We start from the raw sequence: 24,546 nt of genomic DNA, 5'->3' as shown, positions 1-24,546 counted from the left end.
ATTATATACATGATTACGTAATATTATTTTTCTAAAATACATATCTTTATTTTGTGAAGAAATTATAGTTTATAGAATATATCATAATTATTTATAATGCTTATATAAGCTTTTATAAATTTTATAAATCAATTATTAAGGAGTAATAAATTGAAAATTGCCGCTATATACTCCAGAAAATCAAAAATCACAGGAAAAGGCGAATCGATAATTAACCAAATTGAATTATGTAAACATGAATGTAATCATTTAGAAATCGAAAAATTTATAATATATGAGGACGAAGGTTTTTCAGGAAAAAATATCAAAAGGCCTCAGTTTCAAAAAATGCTCATTGATGCAAGGGAAAAAAAATTTCATGTACTAATTTGTTATAGACTGGATAGAATTAGTAGGAATATCTCTGATTTTACTACTCTTATAAATGAATTAGATAGTTTACACATTAGCTTTATAAGTGTTAATGAACAGTTTGATACATCAACCCCTATGGGTCGTGCCATGATGTATATTGCATCTGTTTTTGCGCAGCTAGAACGTGAAACTATTGGTGAAAGGGTTCGTGACAATATGTTAGAACTCGCTAAAAGTGGAAGATGGTTAGGAGGTCAAACCCCTTTGGGGTATGAAAGTAGAAAACTATCCTATTTGGATGGTGAATTTAGAGAAAAATCTATGTATACATTATCACCCATAAAAAAGGAATTAGATGTAGTAAAAATTATTTATGATAAATATCTACAGTATAAATCTATTAGCCAGGTTTTTATTTTCATCTTTAAAAAGAATATTAAAACAAAAAACGGCGCTGACTTTAATAAGAAAAGGATTCAACTTATATTAAGAAACCCCCTTTACGTTAGAGCAAATGAAGCTGTTATGAATCACCTTCAGCTTATTGGCATGAATGTAATGGGAAAAGCTAATGATAAACAAGGTATTATAACTTATAATAAGAGTAAAGGTGCTAGGATTAAACGAGATATAACTGAATGGATAGCTGCTATTTCTAAACACGAAGGAATTATTGATGCTTTCAATTGGCTTAAGGTTCAACAAATATTAGATGATAATAAAAACAAGGCACCACGGCTCGGAACCTCTGCAGCAGCATTACTTACCGGAATTTTAAAATGTTCTAAATGTGGTAAAAGTATGATTGTTAAACATGGTCATATTAGTGCAACAACTAATAAAAAAATCCAGTATTATGTTTGTAGTACTAAAGATTATTCAAAAGGCGAGCGATGTAATAATCCTAATGTACGCGTAGATGAACTCGAAAAGGTAGTTATAGATAATTTAAAAAATATCACAATTTCAAGAAATATTTTATTAGAGGAGTTAAATAAAATAAAATCCGAACTATCAAAAACTAATTTGGTACAATCTGAAATAGAGAGTTTATCATCACAAATAAATATAAAACAAGATCAAATAGATATTCTAGTAAATCAATTATCTTTGGACAATGAAATATCCAAATATATAAGGCCTCAAATTTACAAATTAGGAATTGAATTAGAAAAATTAAGTGTTAAATATAAAGACTTAGCCTCTACTTCCTATAAATTTAAAAATAATAATCCGATTGTAGATAAATTTTTAAATTCTTCAAATAGCTTTTCATCAATAATGGATATCTTAGATTTTAATAACAAACGCTTATTAATTAATAATATTGTAAACTCAATATACTGGGATGGCGCTAGAGGCATTGTAAAAATTAAAACACTAAACTGATTATCGCAGTTTAGTGTGGCAAGGACAAAATTCACTTCCTACATCAATGCAATCGTAGGGTTCATAACTCATCATTCTAACCTCCTAAAGTACTATACTATTAAAATATTTGAAATTGTGAAATTTGTTACAACTTAAATTTAATATTCATAATTAATCATTGCCACATATTAGAAAAATCTAAATTATATAAATCATTATTATCAATGAATCACCTTGAAAAATAACCAGAAATTGTATTTGTACACTGTTAAAGTTTTCTAACAAATAAGAGAGAGACTTATATTCTCTCTTATTTGTTAGGTATAATTAAATCTTTAATTTTATCAAATTCTTGTCTAACCTTATTTTTCTTTTTTATAGAATTTTTAGCCACTAAGGCTTCTGTAAATAAGAGTTTATTATTTGCATATACATCTATCCTACCAACCTCTTCCCCTTCATGTATTGGGGCATAAATCTCATTTAGTGGCTTTCTAATTTTGACTTCTATTTTTTGATTGTTTTTTACTGGAATTATAATATCTCTTTTACTTACTATTTCAACATTACCCACTCCGTCTTTTATGCTTAGATGTTCTAAAATGTCATTTTTACTGATTATTTTTTTGTATTCATAATTTTTTTCAACATACTTACTTATTTTCTCAGTTTCCTTCCATCTAGGTGTACAATTTAGTGTAATTATAATAACATCTCTATTTTGAATTTTAACAGAAGTTACTAAACATTTACCTGCCTTTCCAGTAGATCCTGTTTTTACTCCTGTTGAATTTGGTAAAAGATATAAAATTTTATTTATATTGTGGTAACTTCTAGTAAAGTTATTCTGTTTACCATCCACATCTTTAGATCCTACTATATCATTAAAAAATTTAATTTCTTTTGCCTTTGCAGTAACTAAAGCTAAATCATACGCTGTAGAATAGTGATTTGCACTGTCTAACCCGTGAGGTGACTCAAAGTTGCTATTCAATAATCCAATTTCTAAAGCATACTCATTCATAAGCTTTGAAAACTCATCAACACTTCCACTAATTCCTTCAGCAATTGCAATTGCGGCGTCATTTCCAGATCTCAACAAGAGTCCATACAACAATTCTTTTAAGGTTACTTCCTCGCCTTTTTTTAATCCTATTTCTGAACCGCGTATAGATGCTGCTTTCTCTGATACAATTATTTTCTTGTTTAAATCTCCACATTTTATTGCTACAAGCGCCGTTAGTATTTTTGTAGTACTTGCAATTTCAATTGGTGTATATGCATTTTTTTCATATAAAACAATTTTCGAATCAGCATCTATTGCTATAGCACTTATAGCATTAACATATATATCTTGCGCAAAAACATTTTCAACAAATGACGAAAATAGAAAAAACAAACTTAAACATAATGATAAATATACTTTAAAATTTTTTCTCATTATTTCACCTCTCTTAAATTCGAATATTATATACACAAGTTGATATTTTTATAAATTATTGGACATAATACCAGTTATTAGATAGATTGGGAGGTTAAGATGTTTAAATGTATAATAGTATTTCTTTTAACTATAATAATTATATTATTTCCAATCCATTTAAAAATAACCCTTAAGTACTCAAATAAAATTTTGGGAATTTACATTTATAATAAGAAATTAAAGGTTAAAAAAGTTTTAAAAAATGGTAATAAAAATGATTTAAAAGGTAGCCTAAAAGAAAATTTCTTTAAGTCTTTAATTTTAAGCGATATAAAATTAATTACCTATAAAATTAAGAAATTAAAATTCAAACCAACATTAACTTTAAATACTAAACTAGAATATGGATTTGATGATGCTGCATTGGTCGCTATTTTATTTGGCTTAATTCATTCAACTTATAGTTTTTTGTATTTAATATTAACAGATTTTGTAAAAGTTAAAAATATTGATCTTAAAGTTAACCCTCATTTTAAAAAAAATGATTTTGTTATGAAAATTTCGAGTATAATTTACGTCAATTTAGCAAAAATTACTTATATAGCATTTATTATGTTAATTTGCCTTATAACCATAAAACATAACAAAATGAATATAAAAAAATATAAAGGAGGAAATATACATGGATAATCATCCAATTGAAAATTTGATGAGGAGCACGATGGAAAGCATTAAAGATATGATAGATGTGAATACCATTGTAGGAGAACCTATCCAATCAATAGATGGGACTACAATTATCCCTATTTCAAGAGTATGTTTTGGTTTTGCATCTGGAGGTAGTGAATTCAATAGTGTTACGTCTTCTGACTCAAGTAATAACTATCCTTTTGGTGGTGGTTCTGGAGCTGGAGTCACTGTTAAGCCCGTTGCATTTTTAGTTGTTAAAAACGATTCAGTAAGACTATTGCCTGTAGATCAGCAAAATACATATGATAAAATCGTTGATACTGTACCACAGGTTATCGATATTATTAAGGGTATGTTTAAAGATAGTTGTGATAAGAATACAGAATGCGAAGATAGCGATAAGTATTCTGAATAACTTCTCTTAATTGTTCAAATTATATATTAAAAATATTAACCCCACCATAATAAGAATTTTCCACTGGAAATTTTATTATAGTGGGGTTAATAAGTGTATACATCAGTTGCCTTCAAAAAATATCTACTCAGTTTGATTGCTATCAATATTTTGTTGTACTTTTTCTTTGTTAATCTCCTCTAAAGAAGGCATTTCATTTAGACTCTGAAAATCAAAATGTTTAAGAAATTCATCCGTGGTTGCATAAATAATTGGTCTTCCCGGAACATTTTTTCGTCCAGTTTCTTTAATTAATTTTTTATCTGACAATGTATAAATTGCTCTATCGCTCTTAACTCCTCTTATCTCCTCGATTTCCACTCTGGTTATGGGTTGCTTGTACGCAATTATTGCTAAAGTTTCAATAGACGCTTGAGATAAAGATTGTCTAATACTTGTCTTTAATAGCTTTTGTACATATTCACTATTGCAAGATTTTGTAACAAATTGGTATTCATCATTAGTTACTATAATTTTAATTCCTCTTTGCTCTTCTTCATATTTTGCTCTTAATTCATTTGTTAATTCTCTTGTAAAACCAATGCTACATTCTAATATATTTGCTATTTCAGTTAGCTTTAATGATTCACCGGCAACAAACAGCAATGATTCTATAATAGAAAAATATATATTTTTAGTAGAAACCTCTTCAATCTCTAATTGTTTAGTGTTAAATTCGTTCATATTCATTTACCCTTTCTAAATATATATCTTTAAAATTACTTTCTTGAATTACTATCACACTTCTAATCTTTATAAGCTCAAGTAATGCTAGAAACGTAACAATAATTTCTAATTTTGATGAATATCCATATATTAACTTTGTAAAATGAATTTTTCCAAAACATTCAAGCTCTCTTTTTAATTCCTCCATTTTATCTTCTATTTTATATTCATCTAATAGGATTTTTTTATTTATAATATTATCAGTATTCATTTTATTTATATATACTTGCATTAAATTATTGTATGAATTGTACAAATCAAGCATTGTAATATTTTTCAAAAAATCCATTTCCTTAGTGTTTTCATTATCCTCTTCAATTATTTCTGGTTTTTTACTAATCATTATACCTGTACCCTGTTCCAACACCTTTAAATTCTCAGCTATAGTTTTATATTTTCTATATTCTATCAATTTATTTAGCAATTCCCTTTCTACATCAATTTCTTCTTCTTCGCTATGATCCTCTTTATTTTTAGGCAACAAATATTTCGATTTAATTTCAATTAAAGTTGCGGCTATAACTATGAATTCTGATGTCACCTCTAAATCCATTTCCTTCATACTTTTAAGACACCCCAAATACTGATTTGTGATTTCAACAATATTGATATCATATATGTTCATCTCATTTTTCTTAATAAGATGTAATAACAAGTCAAATGGGCCTTCAAAATTAGTTACCTTTATACTTAATGGCATGTACACTCTCTCCTAAATAAATAATTTTAAAGAAATATAAGTTTTACTTTGATTTCTTTATATCAAGTCTATTCTAAGTATAATTCATCTATGGAAAAATAACTAGTCAATTTACTAGCTTGTTTTATTTCATATTACACTTTTCAAGTCCTTTAATATTTGTAATATTCCCAATTAAGTCTGACATTTTAATTCCTAAAGTATATTATTTTATAAAAACTTAGCTTCTAAGCAAATAATTTATTGCCCAGAAGCTATATTTTTATATCTACATAAATCTGTAAACACTACTATAAAGTTTTGTTAAATCGCCTTATCAAATAAGTCTGTAAAGTTATTTTTAATATTATCCCACACTCTAGATTTTTTTATATCCCTATCGCTGTAAATAACAATCTTACCACTTAACTTATTATCGACATATATTTCACAAAATCCAATTGCGACATCCTTTTTATACTCTTTCAAACCTTCCTTCATAACAAATTTTTTAGTTATTTTATTTTTATTACCTTTTTCAAGGGTTATAAGGAAATCTTTATGTGCTTTAGCTATTAGGAACTTATCACCTTTCTTATTTAAAATTACTTTTTCTAATCCTTGATCTTTTTCTATTACTTTTTTCGTCTCAAATTTTGTAAATCCGTAATTCATTAACATGCTAGCATCTCTATTTCTTTTTGTGTAAGTTGGCGCACCCATAATTATTGCAAGCATCCTTACATTGCTTCGTGTTGCAGTCGCAGACATACAATACATTGCCTCATTTGTAAATCCAGTCTTGAGTCCATCACATCCAGCAAAGAATCTAACAAGCTTATTATGATTTACAAGACCTATAGGTGACTTTCTGCCCTCTGAAATAGTTTCCATGTAGGTTCCTGAATATTTTAATATTTTAGGATGTTTTAATAGCGCTCTAGACATAATTGAAATATCATAGGCAGTTGTAAAATGCCCTACTGCACTTAGACCAGTGCAGTTTTTGAAAGCAGTATCTTTCATATTAAGACTTTTTGCTCTTTCATTCATCATATTTACAAAAGCACCTTCACTGCCACCTAGATATTCTGCCATTGCCACTGCTGCATCATTTCCTGATGCAATGGCAATCCCTTTTAAAATTTCTTCCACGGTTCTAATTTCACCAGTTTCAAGAATCATACTACTTCCACCCATTTTTTTCGAGTTTTCACTTACGGTTATCTTATCTTGTAATTTAATCTTACCAGAATCTATGGCCTCCATAGCTAATAACATAGTCATTATTTTAGTTACTGATGCTGGTGCAAATCTCTCATGAGAATTTTTTTCATATATTATTTTGCCAGTGGATGGTTCCATTAGTAGTGCTGACTTTGCTTCTACTACAATTCCTTTATCATCCTTATTTTCTCCTTCTGCCTTAGCTGGCAGGCAGAAAAACTGTGTTGTAAAAATCAACGTTAAAATTAAACATAATACGTTCCTAAAGTTCCTTTTCATATGTATCCTCCTCTTATTACTTTTCGCTAGACAAAAATGTCTGCGTTGTTTAAAATTCATAACATTATTTTTACCAATTTGCATTAATATTATCACTATTTATTTATAATAAAATAAAAAAATTATTATAGTTACAAACAAAAATAAAAACCCGCCTTCATAATTAGTGAAAGCGGATTTTTCCATATTCTATTTAAATTCTACATTGTAGTTAAATCATTTATCTTATGCTCTAGGATGAGTATTCTTATAAATTTCAGCAATTTTGCTCTTTTTAACTATAGTTGAGTAAATTTGAGTTGTAGTCATACTATTATGACCTAATAGTTCTTGAACTGAGGCTATACCAGCGCCATTTTGCAATAAATGCACAGCAAATGAATGTCTTATTGTATAAGAATTTATAGCTTTTTTAATATTAGTCTTTTTAGCATACTCTTTAATAATTTTCCAATAGCCTTGCCTTGTCATTTTATCCCCTTTTATATTTAAAAAGAGTAAACTTAAATTATTTAAGTTTATAATAGATCTTGTCTTTAAATACTGCGATAGACATCTAACCGCCTGGGTACCAATAGGAATTATTCTTTCATTTTTCTTACCATTATTGCACCTTATGTATAGCAATTCTAAATTAATATCATATGTTGTTAAACTTAAAAGTTCTGAAACCTTTATGCCTGTAGCATACATTAATTCTAGCATTGCTTTATCTCTACATCCTTTAATCGTTGACTCTTCTGGTTGATTTAATAATTCATCTATCTCCTCGATAGATAGAATTTGAGGTATATTTCGTTTAATTTTTGCAATTGAAAAATAGGCTGTTGGGTCATGTTCTGCAAAATCGTTTTTAATAAGATATTTATAGTAATTTCTGATGGAAACTATACTTCTTGCTATGGAACTATTTGCACGACCTTCTTTTCTAAGATACTCAGAATATGCCATTATTGTTATGCAATCAACCGTTTTTATACTTTCATTTTTATATTCCATAAATTCAATAAAACGTTTAACATCTCGAGTGTAAGCTTCAATAGTATTTCTCGTTAGTTTATTGTTTTTTAAATTATCGCTATAGATTTTTAATAAATCATTCATAATGTATCTCCCATATTATAGAGAATATTAATATATACATACATTATACTCTAAAGAATAAATAAAATGTAAGAATATAATTATAAATTAATTTATAATTATTATCAACTAATTTGTAAACTACAACACTATTTTTGTAGATTTTTGTATTATTAATTAAATTTTGAAGCAAGTAATCCACAGCTTTAGGCAAGTAAATTCCAATTACTAGTAAAATCACAAAACATTTTATTGTTAACATTATAAAGTGCAATACATCCTTATGCTTCATTTGCTTACTGCTCCCAAATTATTAATAAGATTTTTAACAAAATGCGGTGCAATATAAGATTCTATAATTATCCCTATAAACAAGAAAATTATTATTACAATGAATATTGCACTATAATATATTATTCTGCTAGATAAACTACTTGTCCATTGTTTATTGAACTTACTCTTAAGTAGCATTATAGAAAATTCCATTGATACTACAGATGCAAAAATAATGCATGGAATATAAATTAAATTCTGAGGTATCACCCCTAGTATTGCTATACCAATGCCATTCTTTCCTAGGCCGCTAATCATAAAGCTAAAGGTAAATCCAACTGTAAATCCTTTCAATAAATCAATAATTATAATTATTGGTATCCCGACAATAGTTAAACCTAAAAACCAAAGAAAAATAATCACAGGCAGATTATTTTTAATCGATTGTAAAAATATTAATTTATAACTAATCCCACTTGTATTTGAAGGATCAATAAAATTCATCAAGTAATTTACTAAATCATTTCGTTCAAAATCCCCCATGTACTTCACACTGTAGATTCCTAAAATTATACCTGTAAATACGCAAAGAATACTTATAATATATAGCCAAAAATTTTCTTGTATATGTTTGTTTATGTTTCCCATTAAAGTATTAGATGACATAATTTTTCCCCCTTTTGTTGATCACTCTGCTTGTTTTTTAGCTATTCATAATATATTGTTAAAATTCACTTACGTTATATGTATGCTAAAATTCCCCTTATATGAATTAAATTATCACCTGCGGTGCTGCAATATTATAACTTAATTCATATTTATGATATCAAAGATGGTTATATGCATATTTAATTTACTTTACTACATAAGTGAATATTTTTTTGCCATGTCCCAGAAATCGCTAGCATTAAAATTTATGATTATAAACATACTATAAAATAAAAGGTAGGTGTTATTAAATTGAAAACTTATAGAAGATACTTATGCGTGTGTGCCTTGGCCTTATCTATTAATACTTTCGATAATAATTTAACATTTGCTATTAAAAATGACAGAATATCTCCGAATAATAAAACAGAAAAATTTCAATATGAATTACTATTTCGTATTCCATCCACTAAAAATTTTCAAGGATTAACATTTTTTGATGGACATTTTTATTGTGGCTTTGATTTAGGAGCTGGAAACGGGAAAATAATTAAATATGATATGTCAGGAAAGAAAATATGTGAAACAGCATCTATGTCTGTAGGCCATTGTGCTGAACTTGGATATAGAACCAAAACAAACAAAATTTATATTGCTAATGGTGGAGGAACTAATTTAACTCATATTTATGTTGTTGATTATACTACAAGTACAATATTAAGTAATTTAAGCTATGAACGTTTGGGAACATCAGCCTTACTTGCTATAGATAATGTCCATGATTATTTAATACTCCATACCATTTCAAGTGGAGCCGATATTGGTAATCCAACATTTACTATTATAAATTTAGCCAACATGAATGTAATAAATACTTTTAATATTGCTACGCAAGGTGTTCCACAAGGCTTAGAAACAGATGGCAAATACATTTATTTATATACAAATAATAAGATTACAATATTAAATTATGAAGGCATAATAATTGCAACTTATCATTTTAATAACCCAGGAGAAAGTGAGGGTTTAACTTTTGCTTTAGAATATGGAAAGTCCTATTTAGCTATGGGATACGCTTCTCCGAATAGAATTTATATAATAAGAAGTATGATTTTCAAAAAATAAACTCATATTTCTATATCAAAATCCCCTATGAAACTATTGGCTAATCTACTACATTTTATGAGTATCAATCATTTCCATAAAAATAAACTTATTCATTTACTTAATAAATGAATAAGTCTATTAGTTTTTGTTTTATAACTCAATATTAACTAAATAATTAACTTCGATAAAAAACAAACCGGTCTGAAACCGTCGTTATATAAGGCTAAGAAACCCTGTTTTGTAATCTTAACTTATCGGCTACCATAGCTATAAATTCACTATTGGTTGGTTTACCTTTAGCATTATGTATGGTATAACCAAATATTTTATTTATTGTTTCAACTTGACCACGTCCCCATGCTACTTCTATAGCATGCCTTATTGCTCTTTCTACCCTACTAGCAGTTGTGTTGAATTTTTTAGCAATAGATGGATATAATTCCTTCGTCACTGCGGATAGAAGTTCAATATCATTAACTACCATAGTGATTGCTTCTCTTAGATACATGTATCCCTTAATATGAGCTGGAACACCAATTTCATGAATTATATTTGTAATTTCAGCTTCTAAATCCATTGGTTCGTTATGATTACTTTTTCTAGTTTCAGATGTATCAATAAAAGATATTGATTTTTTGCTGTTATCACTTGAAATTGTATTATTAAACATTTGTCTTATTCTCTTTGTAAAAACTTCCATATCAAATGGTTTTACTACATAATAATCTGCTCCCAATGCAATAGCTCTTTGTGTAATCTTATCTTGCCCAACTGCAGATAATACTATTATTTTTGGTATTGGTTCAAGGTCCATACTACCCAATCTTTCTAGTACCCCAAGACCATCTAAATGTGGCATTATTATGTCTAATACTACCAAGTCAGGCTTTCTCTCTTTTATTAACTTAAGAGCTTCTATTCCATCTTTTGCAATACCTGTAACCATAATATCTCTTTGGCTTAATAAATAATCATTTAAAATATTGCAAAATTCTTTATTATCATCTGCAATAAGCACACTAATTCTAGCTTCTTCCATATTATAACTCCCCTTTATAAATAAATTCCCATATCTTAACAAATATTAATTCGACAAAAGAATTACAATTCCTTCTTATATTAAGAAAATTTACAAATAAATAATTATTTATCATTATTTATCATTTTTTATAAAATAAAGGATAGCATCCGCTATCCTTTATTGCTTAATATCTATTTTAACCCCTTTTTTTAAATAATGCTAGTTAATTTGATAAAATACCTGCATCTTTCAACATCCATTCTATATATATTCCATATCCTAAATCAGGTTTATTAATTAAAACATGGGTTACCGCACCAATAATCTTATCATTCTGAATTATTGGACTACCACTCATACCTTGCACTATGCCGCCAGTTTTTTCTAGAAGCCTAGGATCTGTAATTTTAATGACCATACTTTTCGATCCGGATTTATTTTGAGGTAATAGTTTCTGAATTTCTATTTGAAACAATTGTGGTTCACTACCATTTATAGTGGTTAAAATTTGAGCTTTTCCTTCTTTAATTTCATTTCTTAGTCCTATTTTCATAGCTTTACTAAATTTATTATTTATAAGACTTTTAGTTCCTTCTCCAAATATACCACATTCAGTATTTTTGGTTATTTGACCTTTTATTTTGCTTTCATCTATGAAAAGTCCTCTTAACTCTCCTGGAGTTCCTCTTGTTCCTTTTTTTACTGATACAATATTAGATGATATAATTACACCATTATTAACATTCAATATTGTTCCGGCATCAGCATCTGTAATAGGATGACCTAACGCAGCAAATTTTTTAGTTTTATCATCATAAAACGTTAATGTTCCTACACCAGCAGTTGAGTCGCGTACCCATAAACCAATTTTTTGTTTTCCATCTTCTGAATCAATAGTTGGTTTAATTTTAACTTGAAAAAATGTTAAATCATTTTTACGTTGTAATTTAAGAGTGAGTTCTGTATTTTTTTCTTTATTTATAAATCTTATTACATCTTCTGCATGATTTATTTCAACATTATTTATACTTATTATACTATCACCTATTTGTACACCTGCATTTGCGGCAGGACTTGGTGTTTTACCATTTATACCTTGAATATCAGATAAAGCTACTACTAAAACACCTTTAGTATTCAATTTAACACCAATTGGTTGTCCTCCTGGATAAACCATTAAATCTGATTTGTCTTTTATAAATGTTGATTCAACTTCTAAGCTATTTTCTAAATTAACTTTTTTCTCATTTTTCTTTTTATTATTTATATCTGGTTTATTAAGAATAATGTCTTTATCGTCTTTTACTTTTACAAGTTTGTTAGAATATAATGTTTCCATTGGTCTATCATATGCTGCAACAATTTTATTTTGGACTTTAAGATACGCACTTAAAGCAATTATTACTACTAAAGGTGTTATAATCCAACATATTATATTTAACCTTTTCTTCATAAGCTTTACCTCCTTTTCTCTTATATTTATAACTTTAAGTTACCCTCGAATTCTCCATATTATGCTATAACATTAATTCAAAAATAGTCAAAGACATAGATTCAAAACTAATTTATACTAAATTAAAAAAATTACCCTCTATTGCAATTATTTTTACATTTTTATTAATTATACAAACTTAGAGGCTTTATACTTTAGGTTAAAAAAAACGAAAAAAATAAAGCCATAAAATTATGACTTTACTTTTCCCTATTAACCTATTTTTATAACTATGCTAACCTAAAAAACAAAATTAATATTTTTTTTGTTTCTTTGCCATATTTATCATTTCTTTAGAATTTTCCAAGGTTAATTTAGTAACCTGTGTACCACCAATCATTCTAGCTATTTCTTGTTGCTTTTCTTCATCATTCATTTTTATAACATTGGTATAAGTTTTATTTTTTAAAACATTTTTAGATATTAAATAATTTGTATCTGCCATACTAGCTATTTGGGGCAAATGTGTTACACAAAGGATTTGATGGTTTAATGATATTGAATACATCTTTTCTGCAACACATTGCGCGATTCTACCACTAATACCAGTGTCTATTTCATCAAATATAACAGTAGGTATTTCATCCTTATTAACGAATACAGTTTTGAGTGCAAGCATTATACGTGATAATTCCCCACCAGACACAATATTTTCTAATGGATTTAGTGGTTCTCCAGGATTAGTAGATATACAAAATTGAACTTTATCACAGCCATTTTCATAAAATTCATTTACGAGTTTTACTTCTATGTAGAACTCACTTTTTTCAAGGCCAATATAATTTAATTCATCTTTTATTTTACCTTGGAGTTTTTTTGCTGTATCAGATCTAATTTCATGAATCTGATCTGCTATAATTTTCATTTCACGCTCAAGAGCTATTTTTTCTTTTTTAAGAACAATGATTATATCACTACTATTAATTAATTCTTCATATTCAATTTGGATTTTTTCTTTATATTCATAAATTTCCTCAATGGTAGGTGCATACTTCTTCTTACAAGTGTTAATCAGGCTTATTCGACTATTCATATACTCTAATTCTTTTTCATCATAATAAATTGTCTCTTTTAAGTTTCTTAAATCCGTAATATTTTCCTCTATATTAAAATAGCTTTCTTCTATAGAGTCTGCAATTAATTTTATTTTTTCCATGTGCTTTTCTATACTTCTTAATTCCTTAATAGCCATAGCTAAATTATAAAAAACCGAAGTATTTTCCTCATCACTGGTATCTAATAATGCATAACTTTTTGATAAATGTTTTTCCAAATTTTCTGCATTGCTAATGATTGCATATTTTTCTAAAAGATCCTGGTCTTCACCAATTTTGAGATTGGCGCTTTTAATTTCTTCTAACTGGTAATTCAAGAAATCGATTCTTTTTTCTCGCTGTCCTTCATTTCCTTCAAGTTTATTAATTCTATTTTTGATTGTAGTCATTCTTACATATTTCTCATTATATCCCACAAGAACCTTATGAATTTTATCAGTTCCAAAGGAATCCACATAAAATATATGATTGACTTTATCTAATAAATTATGATTATCATGTTGACCATGAATATCCAATAAATTTTTACTAATATACTTAACCTTTGAGAGTAGCAATGATTTACCATTAACTTTTGCAATACTTTTCCCAGATTGAAAAGTTTCGCGACTTATAAATACCATGTCCTCATAATCAATATCCATCTCATCTAAAGCATTTTTGTTATTTTTAGTATCAATGCTAAATATTGCCTCAACATAAGTTTTGTTTTCACCTGTCCTGATTAAGTTCTTATTGAATTTACCCCCTAATACATAATTTATAGCATCAATTAAAATTGATTTTCCCGCTCCTGTTTCACCAGAAAGGACATTAAATCCTTTTTCAAAATTAATACTTAACTTTTCAATTAGGGCAAAATTCATAATATTTAATTGTAGGAGCATACTACCTCCTCCTATTCACTAATCATTTTTTTAATTTTTTGGATTATCTCTTTTGTCTCTTCTTCTTTTCTAACTAAAATAAATATAGTATTATCTCCAGCTATAGTACCTACAATACCATTGAACTTTAAAGAATCTAAAGCTTCAGCAGCAGCAGCTCCAGCTCCAGAAATCGTTTTTAATACTATAAAATTATCTACATGGTCAACATAAAGAACTGTTTGAGAAAAAATATTAACCAATTTATTTGATAAAAAGGTATCCGCCGGAGAACTAGTTGCATACTTGTGACTTCCATGTGCATTCATAACCTTAATTAATTTCAATTCCTTTATGTCTCTCGATACAGTTGCTTGAGTAATATCAAATCCATTGTTTTTTAGTTCTTCTGCTAACTGCTCCTGAGTTTCAATCTCATTAGCTTGGATAATCTCAATTACTTTTGCATGACGTGAAATCTTCATTTTTTTCTCCCTCACAATCCATTGTTCTAGAAATTATTTTTTTTCTCAAAATTTCAAAATAATTATAATCATTAAATTTAACCAATCTACACTTCTTATTTGAAACACTTACTAATATTTTCTCATAGTTATTTAGCTTTATTGCCCGTTGTCCATCTAATGTCAAAAATATGCTTTCATGTTCACTTTTTATATTTATAGATATTTCACTTTTACAGTCCAGCACTATAGTTCTCATATATAAAGATAATGGGCAAATAGGAGTTACAGCTATAACATCTAAGTTAGGATAAATTATAGGCCCTCCTGCAGATAATGAATATGCTGTAGACCCTGTTGGCGTAGATATTATAAGCCCATCCCCTGTAAACTCAATGTAAAACTTATTATCTATGTGTAATTCATATTTAACAACTCTCGCTAGTGTTCCCTTTGATACAATTATATCATTTAAAGCAGTATATTCTTCAGTTTTATCTCGATATGGCAAAGTGCAATTAAGCATCATTCTGTCTTCTACATAATAATCATCTTCACTAAATCTTTTCATAGCATTTTCAAACTCTAGTAACTCCACACTAGAAAGAAATCCCAGATTGCCTATATTCACACCTAAAATTGGGATATTAGAGTTGTTTAAATTTCGCGATGTTCTTAAAATAGTTCCATCTCCACCTAAAGCAATAATAATATCTAAATCGTTATATTTTATATTTTCAAGGCCAATGGAATCTTTAAATACAAATATGTTAGTATCATCTATATACTTACTAATAATATTTTTTACATACTTACTTATTTTCCCATCTTCATCCTTAGTTGTATTTATATTAATGCCAATTTTTTTCATATTCCCTCCTTGCCGCCTTCTATATCATATATCAACTATTATTTTTATCCTCGCTTACCCTATTTAAATCTTTATGAGCTTCACTAACTATGTGAGTTATATTATCTTCAATATAATTCACATAGTTCTCTTTAGATTTTGTAAAATAAATTAAATATTCAATATTCCCATTAGGTCCTTTTATCGATGAGTAATTAACATTAATAACCTTTACATCTAGACATCTCAGAAAGTTTAAAACTCTAACTATTACCTTTACATGTTCACTAGGTTTTTTAACCACACCTTTTTTATTTACGATGCCTACACCTACTTCAAATTGTGGCTTTAATAGTGCTACAACGCTACCATCATTTTTTAATAGGTTAAGTAAATTGGGAATAACTTTTTCCAGGGATATAAATGATACATCAATACTTGCAAAATCGGCAAGTTCTCCTATACTATCTACATTTAAATATCTTATGTTTGTATTTTCCATGGATACTACTCGCACGTCGCCTCTCAATTTATCATCTAACTGATTTGTTCCAACATCTATAGCGTATACCTTGCATGCTCCATGTTGAAGCATGCAATCTGTAAACCCGCCTGTAGATGCACCTATATCTAGGCAAACTTTATCTTTAAGTTCAATATCGAAAGAATTTATAGCCTTTTGAAGCTTTAATCCACCCCTGCTTACATAAGGAATATCTTCTCCTATGAATTCAATACTAGATGATATATCTACTTTTTTCCCACATTTAGTAGTCATAATACCATCCACAAATATATTTCCGGAAATTATATTTTCCTTTGCTCTTTCTCTTGAAAATAGAACTCCCCTTTTAACTACAAGAACATCTAATCTTTGTTTATCTTCTAACATAAAAAACTCCTTAAGACTCCACTAAAGTGCATTATTTAAACTAACCCTAAAATACTTTCAAAAATCCCATCTACATCTAGTTTATGTAATTTATACAGTATGTCAACTGTTCCGTGAGGAATAAACTCATCTTTAAATCCTAAATTAATGACCCTTGTTTTTGTCGTAAGTGAATTCACATATTCTAGTACTAAAGAACCTAATCCCCCATGCACAAGATTATCCTCTATAGTTACTAAAGAATATTTTTTATTCACTAGCTCTAAAAGTAGTTCTTTATCAATAGGTTTAATAAAACACGCATTAATTACAGTAGCTTCTATTCCCATATTGTTTAATTTTTCTCTAACCAATATAGCATTTTGAACCATTTTACCTGTAGCTATAAAGGCTATTTTTCCACCGCCTAAAAGGGTTTCCCATTTCCCCCTCTTAAAGTTTTCAATAGGAGACATTTTAACATTGCAATTATCCCCACCCCTTGGGTATCTTATAGCAATTGGGTAATCTTGTTTAACTGCAAAAGTTAACATAGTCTTCAATTCACTTATACATTTTGGAGCCATAATTGTCATATTGGGAATATGAGATAAATATGATAAATCAAATACTCCTTGATGTGTTTCTCCATCGGCTCCAACAATGCCCGCTCTATCTATAGCAAAAATAACAGGTAACTTTTGAATGCATACATCATGTACAATTTGGTCATAAGCTCTCTGAAGAAAAGTTGAGTAAACCGCAAAAATAGGTTTTAAACCTTGCGATGCCATTCCTGCTGCCATAGTAACTGCATGTTGCTCCGCAATTCCTACATCAAAAAATCTATTAGGAAACTGTTTTGAAAACATTTCTAGGCCAGTACCCTCAGGCATGGCAGCTGTTATTGCCACTATATTTTTGTTCTCCTTTGCAAGGCTTACAATCTGCTCCCCAAATCCATCAGAGTAACTTTTCTTAGAACTACCACATAGCTCTCCAATTAAGGGGTTAAATGGACCTACGCTATGGTATTTACGTGGCTGGTTTTCAGCAAATTTATAACCCTTGCCCTTTTTAGTTATAACATGAATAATCACTGGTCCGTCTATTTCTTTAGCTAGCTTCAATACCTTGCTTACCTCTTTAATATCATGTCCATCTATAGGTCCTAAATATTTAATACCCATATGCTCAAAGAGCATCCCTGGCACAATAACCTGCTTAATTCCATTTTTAATCTTTTGAATTGAACTAACCATACCGTCTCCTACGCTAGGAATTTTTCTAAGCGTAGAATTTATTTCTTTTTTTATTCTATTATAAGTTGGGTCAATTCTAAATTGGCTTAGGTACTTAGACATGCCTCCAACATTTTTAGAAATAGACATTTGATTATCATTAAGCACAATAATCATTTTAGTTTTCCTAAAGCCTATATCATTTAATGCCTCAAAAGACATACCTCCTGTAAGTGCACCATCACCTATTACCGAAATAACGTTATAATCTTCCTTTTGTAAATCTCTAGCCCTTGCAATGCCCAGCCCTGCAGAAATAGAAGTACTACTATGTCCTGATTCAAATATATCATATTTGCTTTCTTCTTTTTTAGGAAAACCACTTAATCCACCGAAATTTCTAAGTGCATCAAATTTATCTTTTCTTCCTGTAAGAATTTTATGTACATAAGATTGGTGACCTACATCCCATATTAATTTGTCTTTATCCAAATTAAAAACATTGTATAAACTTAATGTTAATTCTACTACACCTAAATTAGAAGCTAAATGTCCTCCAGTTTTAGATACTTTTTCAATTAGAAAACTTCTAATTTCTCCTGCAAAAACATTCAACTCTTGTATAGACATTTTTTTCACTGAATTTATGTCATTAAAATCATCTAAAATTTTACTCATATACATCTATCCTCTTTTATTAATTATATTATTATACCCACATTTATGGAGATATTATATCATATAATAATATTTAATTCAAAAGCTGTTTCGACTTAAAATACAATTTAATGACATTTAAGGTGTAGTTCATTAATCAAAGAATATTAGTAAATTTTCAATATTCCCTTTTTAATAAAAATTCCGTCATTTCTTCTAAATACTTTGTATTCACCTTAAGATTTTTTAATATCTCAAAACACTCTTCGCTTAAATCATTACACTTTTCCTTACATTTTTCCAAACCATACATGGTTATAAAAGTAGTTTTATTATTACACTCGTCGCTTTTTACATTTTTACCTAAAACACTAACATCTCCAATTACATCTAATATATCATCCTTAATTTGAAATGCCAAACCTAATTTGTCACCATACTCTTTTAATTCACTTAACTCTTCTTCACTGGCATTGCCTAATATAGCACCACATATTATTGCTACTTTAATTAATTCTCCAGTTTTATTTCTATGCATATACAGAAGTTCTTCCTCTGATATTGCGATGCCTTCACTTAAAATATCACAGATTTGTCCAGCTATCATCCCCTGAGCTCCAGAAGCTTTTGCTATGAAGGCACTTGCCTTAATTTTATTTAAACTTCCATCTAAACATTGATTTAGCATTATAATCATAGCTTCATTTAATAATCCATCTCCTGCGAGTATTGCAATTGCCTCTCCATAAATTTTGTGATTTGTAGGCTTTCCTCTGCGCAAATCATCGTTATCCATACTGGGCAGATCGTCATGAATAAGGGAATATGTATGAATCATTTCAAGGGCCGCTGCAAAAGGTAAAATATCTCTATAATCTTCCTTGTACATATTGTATGTAAGAAGCATTAAAATCGGTCTGACTCTTTTCCCACCGACTTTTATACTATAAATCATCGATTCGAAATTTCTATTGTCAATTTCTGGTTTATTATCAAAATAATCATTTATCCAGTGTTCTACTACATCTTTTAGCAATTTTATATTCATTATATCCCTTCTTTTCATGATAGGTTGTAAAAATAATATAGTGTAATCTAATCTTTAACGACCTCCGCAAGAGTCATAAAATCCCTTTCACCTTCAGCTGTTAATATCTTTATTTTACCTTCTGTATCATTTAAAATTTTGTATAAACTGTTGCAGATTTTTATACCTTCTTCATAATTAATCATAGTTTGTTCTAACGTAACTTCATTCCCATTCATCAGGTCTACAATTTCTTCAAGACGAACCATCATATTTTCATAAGATTCTTTTTTCTTTGCCATTAGAACTCCTCCAAATTTCTTACATTAAATCTACCACTACCGTCCTTTAATGTAATTTTCACCTCTTTTATATTTTTCAAATCACTAATTTCACTAATAACTTCATTTTCATTGTTTTGAAGTACCGCATATCCCTTATTCAATACATTTAAGGGGTTATGAGCATGCAAAAGAGCATTGAACTTGGAAAGTTTCTGCTTTTCTAGTGAAATTTTCGCATTAAACCTGTAACTTAGATTTTCTTTTAAATTATCTATATGGATATATTGATTAACTATAAAATTTAAAGGACTATTTATTTTCAAAGTTTTATTTAATAAATTAACTTTATTATATTCTTTGTTAACCTTAAATTCCACAGATTTTAGTAAGAGTTCTCTAAGTGATTTAATTTCATTATTTAACTCTTTTAAATTTCTCACAGCAATTTCTGCTGCGGACGATGGAGTCGGCGCCCTAAGGTCGCTTACGAAATCTGCTATAGTAAAATCCGTTTCGTGACCAATTCCAGTAATTATAGGTATTTTAGAATTATAGATAGTGACTGCTAAATTTTCTTCATTGAATGCCCATAACTCCTCAATTGAGCCTCCTCCTCTTGCAATAATGATTAAATCAACATTTTTTAGTTCATTAAAATATTTTACACCTTGCGCAACACTCTCGCTAGCATTTACACCTTGAACAATTGTTGGGTATATAAGCATGTTAACCTTTAAGTTACGTCTTGTTGCAACATTAATAATATCTTTAACTGCAGCTCCTGTTGGGGATGTAATTATTCCTATTCTAGTAGGAAATGAAGGTATACTTTTCTTGTGTTTTTTATCAAATAATCCTTTTTTCTCTAATTTCTCTTTTAGATTTTGAAAAGTCAAATATAACTGGCCTTCTCCATCCTGCTCCATGGAGTCACAATAAAGCTGATAAGACCCCTCTTTTTCATAAACAGAAACCCTACCACTAATGATAACATTCATGCCATCTCTAGGTGCAATTTTAAGTTTAAAAGCCTGCGATTTAAACATTACACAATTTATCTTTCCAAATGCATCTTTTAATGAAAAATATATGTGCCCGCTAGAATGCAATTTTACATTAGATAGTTCGCCTTTAACATTTGAGTTTTTTAATATAAAGTCACTGTCTATTATTTTCTTAATATATCCATTAAGATCAGTTACTGTTAATACTTTAATAAACATTATCCCTCCATGCCATGCAAGCATTTTTTATAAGCATTGTCGTAGTCATTAGTCCCGTTCCACCTGGTACTGGTGTAACATAACTTGCATGATTAATAACATCATCAAAAGATACATCCCCAGTTACTTTATTATTCACCATTGTTGTCCCAACATCTATAACAACTGCTCCTTCTTTAATAAAATCACTTGTTACAAAACCTGGTTTACCTATTGCGGCAACTATTATATCTGCTGTTTTGCAAATTTCCTTTAAGTTTGTTGTTTTAGAATGACATATTGTTACTGTTGCATCTTCATTAAGTAGCAATTGTGCTCCTGGTTTTCCAACAATATTACTTCTACCAATAACAACAGCATGTTTCCCTTTAATAACGCATCCAGTACTTTTAATCATTTCAATGACTCCTAAAGCAGTGCAAGGAATAAAACTTTTCTCTCCCTTATAAAATCTGCCCATATTTACATCACTTAATCCATCAATATCCTTTTTATATGAAATTTTAGAAGTGATTTCCTTCTCATTAAACTTTTTCGGTAAAGGCAATTGAATGATTACACCATCCACAGTATTATCTTCATTCAATTTTTCTATAATATCTACAATATATTTTTGATCAACGTCTTTATCCAAGTGAATACAAGTATAAGATATACCTAATTTATTACAGAGGTTATTCTGACTTTTTACATATGACGTGCTACCTCCATCGTCACCTACTAATATGGTTTTAATTGATGGCACCCTAAGTCCCTTACTAATACCGCCGTTTATAACTGATTTAATTTCATCTCTGTACTTTTCAACTATCACCTTGCCATTAACTTTAATTCCCATATTATCCTCTCCTTGTTATGTGTTTTTTTTTTAATACTAGTTATTATAATACAGTTCTAACACGCTTTCAAAATTCCTCTTTTATCAAAAAAAATAACTAGTCAAAGATGCCCTAGTTATTTTATTGTTATTTAATTATCTTGCCTTTTTAAATCATCTTCGCTAAGATACCATTTATAAAAGCTGGGGAACTATCTTCCCCATATTTCTTAGCAAGTTCTATTGCCTCATTTACAGAAACCTTACCTGGTATTTCTTCCTCGAATAATATTTCATATGCACCTACTCTTAAAATAGCTAGATTCATTTTTGATAGTCTAGCCAACTTCCACTTAATTAAGTGCTTTTCAATATTTTCATCAATCTCCTTGCTATTTTCATGAATCCCGGCTAGTATCTTGGTAATATACGACATATCAATTTCATTTAAATCAACATCTGTGTTCTCTTTAAAATTTTCAATTATATCCTCATAGTTTTCTTTATTTATTGACATTTCAAAAAGTAATTTCATTGCTATTTCTCTTGACTTTCTTCTATTCATTAGTAATCCTCCTAATTTTCTCATCTTAAATTATACTTTTAATATAAAAATAACAAGCATAGTAATAAACACCCTCTGATTACAGAGGGTGTTTATTACTATGCTTCTATTTCCTCTAGCTTTTCTGTTTTAGATAATACAACATTTTGTACATACACATTTACGGCCGTTACTGTAAGGCCTGTCATAAGCTCTACAGATTTTTTCACATTTATTTGTGCTTTTTCAGTTACTTCCGGAATTTTAATACCATATTCAACTACAACGTGTAAATCAATTACTGCACTACTTTCTCCTACATTGACTTTAACGCCCTTAGATAAATTCTTCTTTCCGCTTAATATTTGAGTTATTCCACCAACGAGACTAGCACTCATACCAACGATTCCCTGTATTTCAGCAACAGCGAGTCCTGCTATTACACTAACCACATCCTCGGATATCTTAACAGTGCCCATTTCTGTTTCATTTAAAATTTTATCTTCCATATTAGTACCCCCTTATTTAGCTTAGGTAAAACATGACAATGCTATATTTATTATATCAGATAAATATAGCATTTACAATTACTATTGTTTGATTTTAACTTCAATTTTTTCTAATTTTGTTTTGTTCATTACAACATCATTAATGCTACGAAGTTCTTCCTCTGAAAGTTGTTTTTTATCACTTTTAACTAATATTTGTACCTTATCATCTACTATACTGCACATTGCTTCTTCAAACCCTAGAGCTTTTAGTGCAAGTTCTATGTCTGATTCATTCTGTGAAGCCATTGATATGTTTAGATATTGCTCAGACGCAGTTGCCTTTTGTGCTTTTGGAGTATTAGTATCATCAATTAAAGCTTTAATCGATTGAAGAGTACTTACATTTTCTTGATCTCTTGATAATTTTGCTTCTTCAAAATAGGATGAATTACTTTTAGTTTCCTTTAAAGATATTGCACTCTTCTCACTGCTAAAATCACCATCATTTACATATAATGGTCCATTCACCTTTGCCGCAAGATACCCTGCAAACACAATAAGTACTACCAACGCAACAATTATACCAGACTGTTTTTTATTCATAATATTCCCCCCCATCTACCTTTCTTTGAAATTATATGCTACTTATTCATAGGATATACATTAACTTTGTTTTTAGGTAAATTAAATAAATCAATTACCGCCTGCCTAATTCTAAGTTCAGTGACTTTTTCATTAGATCCTTCTGCCACTACGCATACACCAGTAATAACAGGCTTAATTTTTTTTACAATTAATGGTGCATTTTCATTCCCATTATTGGACATAACAACAGCACTTCCGTTATTTTCTTGAGTGATGTTTCTTTTTCCGCCTGTTGTATCATTTTCTTGTGTAAGACTTTTAGAATCATTAACATTTACAGCTGGAACACTCTCCTCTCCACTCTCAAAATAGATCATAAGCTGTACCTTTCCTACTCCTTGAATCCCTTCAAGTGTTGATTTAAGTTTGCTTTCTAATTGTGCTTCATAATCATTTAATTGTAGTGCTTTATTCTCCTTAACAATTTTATCATTTTGTGCATCGCCTGCGACAGCTGAAGTTTGCTTTGGAGATTTAAAAAAACTACTTGCTAAAATTATTACAACTGCCACTAAAATCACTAATACCAAGTTTCCCAATAACTTGTCAGATTTTTTGATTTTATTGTTGCCTTGACCACTATTTAATAATTCTGTTTTAATATACTCAGTAAATTTACTAAGCAAATTATCATTGTTCATAGAATCCCCCCCTCCTTTCTTATTTTTATATACTGATTAACAA

General features: G+C 28.9%; 25 protein-coding genes. 4 read left to right on the top strand and 21 right to left on the bottom strand.

Annotation, left to right across the window (positions count from 1 at the left end):
- The first annotated feature begins 150 nt into the window (after positions 1–150).
- Positions 151–1,743 (top strand): recombinase family protein, encoded by a 1,593-nt coding sequence (locus ACWJKP_RS08195; protein ID WP_165414966.1) that lies wholly within the window; start codon positions 151–153, stop codon positions 1,741–1,743.
- Between the two features lie 292 nt (positions 1,744–2,035).
- Here ACWJKP_RS08195 and ACWJKP_RS08190 read toward each other — a convergent pair whose 3' ends face one another.
- Positions 2,036–3,166 (bottom strand): D-alanyl-D-alanine carboxypeptidase family protein, encoded by a 1,131-nt coding sequence (locus ACWJKP_RS08190; RefSeq protein ID WP_165412057.1) that lies wholly within the window; start codon positions 3,164–3,166, stop codon positions 2,036–2,038.
- Between the two features lie 99 nt (positions 3,167–3,265).
- Between ACWJKP_RS08190 and ACWJKP_RS08185 the strand changes: the two genes are divergently transcribed.
- Both ACWJKP_RS08185 and ytfJ read left to right on the top strand, forming a co-directional pair.
- Positions 3,266–3,838: a DUF2953 domain-containing protein gene (locus tag ACWJKP_RS08185; protein WP_165412058.1), complete on the top strand. Its 573-nt coding sequence runs from the start codon at positions 3,266–3,268 to the stop codon at positions 3,836–3,838.
- Complete coding sequence (ytfJ, locus tag ACWJKP_RS08180) at positions 3,831–4,253, top strand: GerW family sporulation protein (RefSeq protein WP_165412059.1); 423 nt, start codon at positions 3,831–3,833, stop codon at positions 4,251–4,253. Before ACWJKP_RS08185 ends, ytfJ begins: the two co-directional genes overlap by 8 nt.
- 123 nt (positions 4,254–4,376) lie before the next feature.
- Here the strand turns inward: ytfJ and scpB are convergent, their stop codons facing one another.
- The 5 genes from scpB to spoIIM form a co-directional block, all read right to left on the bottom strand.
- The gene (gene scpB / locus ACWJKP_RS08175; RefSeq protein ID WP_165412060.1) at positions 4,377–4,976 is read right to left on the bottom strand and encodes an SMC-Scp complex subunit ScpB; all 600 of its coding nucleotides are present in this window, start codon (positions 4,974–4,976) and stop codon (positions 4,377–4,379) included.
- On the bottom strand, positions 4,963–5,718 hold the full coding sequence (locus ACWJKP_RS08170; RefSeq protein ID WP_165412061.1) for a segregation/condensation protein A: 756 nt from the start codon (positions 5,716–5,718) through the stop codon (positions 4,963–4,965). Before ACWJKP_RS08170 ends, scpB begins: the two co-directional genes overlap by 14 nt.
- A 303-nt stretch (positions 5,719–6,021) precedes the next feature.
- Positions 6,022–7,203, bottom strand: coding sequence for a D-alanyl-D-alanine carboxypeptidase family protein (locus ACWJKP_RS08165; protein ID WP_165412062.1), 1,182 nt, complete (start codon positions 7,201–7,203; stop codon positions 6,022–6,024).
- A 225-nt stretch (positions 7,204–7,428) separates the two neighbouring features.
- Entirely contained in the window at positions 7,429–8,307 is an 879-nt protein-coding gene (locus tag ACWJKP_RS08160; protein ID WP_462961484.1) for a tyrosine recombinase, read from the bottom strand.
- Positions 8,308–8,574: 267 nt separating this feature from the next.
- The gene (gene spoIIM, locus ACWJKP_RS08155; RefSeq protein WP_165412064.1) at positions 8,575–9,225 is read right to left on the bottom strand and encodes a stage II sporulation protein M; all 651 of its coding nucleotides are present in this window, start codon (positions 9,223–9,225) and stop codon (positions 8,575–8,577) included.
- Between the two features lie 294 nt (positions 9,226–9,519).
- Here spoIIM and ACWJKP_RS08150 point away from each other — a divergent pair, with 294 nt between their 5' ends.
- Positions 9,520–10,332 carry a hypothetical protein gene (locus tag ACWJKP_RS08150; protein ID WP_165412065.1) on the top strand — a complete coding sequence of 271 codons (813 nt, stop codon included), beginning with the start codon at positions 9,520–9,522 and terminating at the stop codon, positions 10,330–10,332.
- Positions 10,333–10,537: 205 nt separating this feature from the next.
- Here the strand turns inward: ACWJKP_RS08150 and spo0A are convergent, their stop codons facing one another.
- From spo0A to spoIIIAG, 15 genes are all read right to left on the bottom strand, one after another.
- A complete protein-coding gene (gene spo0A, locus ACWJKP_RS08145; protein WP_165412066.1) occupies positions 10,538–11,353 on the bottom strand; it encodes a sporulation transcription factor Spo0A in 816 nt (271 codons plus the stop codon).
- Positions 11,354–11,558: 205 nt separating this feature from the next.
- Positions 11,559–12,788: a SpoIVB peptidase gene (gene spoIVB, locus ACWJKP_RS08140; protein ID WP_165412067.1), complete on the bottom strand. Its 1,230-nt coding sequence runs from the start codon at positions 12,786–12,788 to the stop codon at positions 11,559–11,561.
- A 292-nt stretch (positions 12,789–13,080) separates the two neighbouring features.
- Positions 13,081–14,769, bottom strand: a complete 1,689-nt coding sequence (gene recN, locus ACWJKP_RS08135) for a DNA repair protein RecN (protein ID WP_165412068.1) — start codon at positions 14,767–14,769, stop codon at positions 13,081–13,083.
- A gap of 11 nt (positions 14,770–14,780) precedes the next feature.
- Positions 14,781–15,233, bottom strand: coding sequence for an arginine repressor (locus ACWJKP_RS08130; protein ID WP_165412069.1), 453 nt, complete (start codon positions 15,231–15,233; stop codon positions 14,781–14,783).
- The gene (locus ACWJKP_RS08125; protein ID WP_165412070.1) at positions 15,202–16,083 is read right to left on the bottom strand and encodes an NAD(+)/NADH kinase; all 882 of its coding nucleotides are present in this window, start codon (positions 16,081–16,083) and stop codon (positions 15,202–15,204) included. Before ACWJKP_RS08125 ends, ACWJKP_RS08130 begins: the two co-directional genes overlap by 32 nt.
- A 31-nt stretch (positions 16,084–16,114) precedes the next feature.
- Positions 16,115–16,954: a TlyA family RNA methyltransferase gene (locus tag ACWJKP_RS08120; RefSeq protein WP_165412071.1), complete on the bottom strand. Its 840-nt coding sequence runs from the start codon at positions 16,952–16,954 to the stop codon at positions 16,115–16,117.
- A gap of 35 nt (positions 16,955–16,989) precedes the next feature.
- Positions 16,990–18,852, bottom strand: a complete 1,863-nt coding sequence (dxs, locus tag ACWJKP_RS08115) for a 1-deoxy-D-xylulose-5-phosphate synthase (RefSeq protein ID WP_462959607.1) — start codon at positions 18,850–18,852, stop codon at positions 16,990–16,992.
- A gap of 157 nt (positions 18,853–19,009) precedes the next feature.
- Positions 19,010–19,882, bottom strand: a complete 873-nt coding sequence (locus ACWJKP_RS08110) for a polyprenyl synthetase family protein (RefSeq protein WP_187351402.1) — start codon at positions 19,880–19,882, stop codon at positions 19,010–19,012.
- 44 nt (positions 19,883–19,926) lie between these two features.
- The gene (locus tag ACWJKP_RS08105) at positions 19,927–20,160 is read right to left on the bottom strand and encodes an exodeoxyribonuclease VII small subunit (RefSeq protein ID WP_165412074.1); all 234 of its coding nucleotides are present in this window, start codon (positions 20,158–20,160) and stop codon (positions 19,927–19,929) included.
- Positions 20,160–21,365 carry an exodeoxyribonuclease VII large subunit gene (gene xseA / locus ACWJKP_RS08100; protein ID WP_165412075.1) on the bottom strand — a complete coding sequence of 402 codons (1,206 nt, stop codon included), beginning with the start codon at positions 21,363–21,365 and terminating at the stop codon, positions 20,160–20,162. The genes ACWJKP_RS08105 and xseA overlap by 1 nt, the downstream gene beginning before the upstream one ends.
- On the bottom strand, positions 21,355–22,203 hold the full coding sequence (locus ACWJKP_RS08095) for a bifunctional 5,10-methylenetetrahydrofolate dehydrogenase/5,10-methenyltetrahydrofolate cyclohydrolase (RefSeq protein WP_165412076.1): 849 nt from the start codon (positions 22,201–22,203) through the stop codon (positions 21,355–21,357). The genes xseA and ACWJKP_RS08095 overlap by 11 nt, the downstream gene beginning before the upstream one ends.
- A gap of 148 nt (positions 22,204–22,351) precedes the next feature.
- A complete protein-coding gene (gene nusB, locus ACWJKP_RS08090) occupies positions 22,352–22,747 on the bottom strand; it encodes a transcription antitermination factor NusB (protein WP_165412077.1) in 396 nt (131 codons plus the stop codon).
- A gap of 98 nt (positions 22,748–22,845) precedes the next feature.
- Positions 22,846–23,235: an Asp23/Gls24 family envelope stress response protein gene (locus ACWJKP_RS08085; RefSeq protein WP_165412078.1), complete on the bottom strand. Its 390-nt coding sequence runs from the start codon at positions 23,233–23,235 to the stop codon at positions 22,846–22,848.
- An 81-nt stretch (positions 23,236–23,316) separates the two neighbouring features.
- Positions 23,317–23,820, bottom strand: a complete 504-nt coding sequence (locus ACWJKP_RS08080; RefSeq protein ID WP_165412079.1) for a SpoIIIAH-like family protein — start codon at positions 23,818–23,820, stop codon at positions 23,317–23,319.
- 38 nt (positions 23,821–23,858) lie between these two features.
- A complete protein-coding gene (spoIIIAG, locus tag ACWJKP_RS08075; RefSeq protein WP_165412080.1) occupies positions 23,859–24,503 on the bottom strand; it encodes a stage III sporulation protein AG in 645 nt (214 codons plus the stop codon).
- Between the last annotated feature and the right edge of the window lie 43 nt (positions 24,504–24,546).

This window comes from Clostridium sp. CM037, from assembly GCF_055081095.1.
Note: the sequence above shows the minus strand (reverse complement) of the source record. Positions and strands in the feature narration are given on the sequence as shown.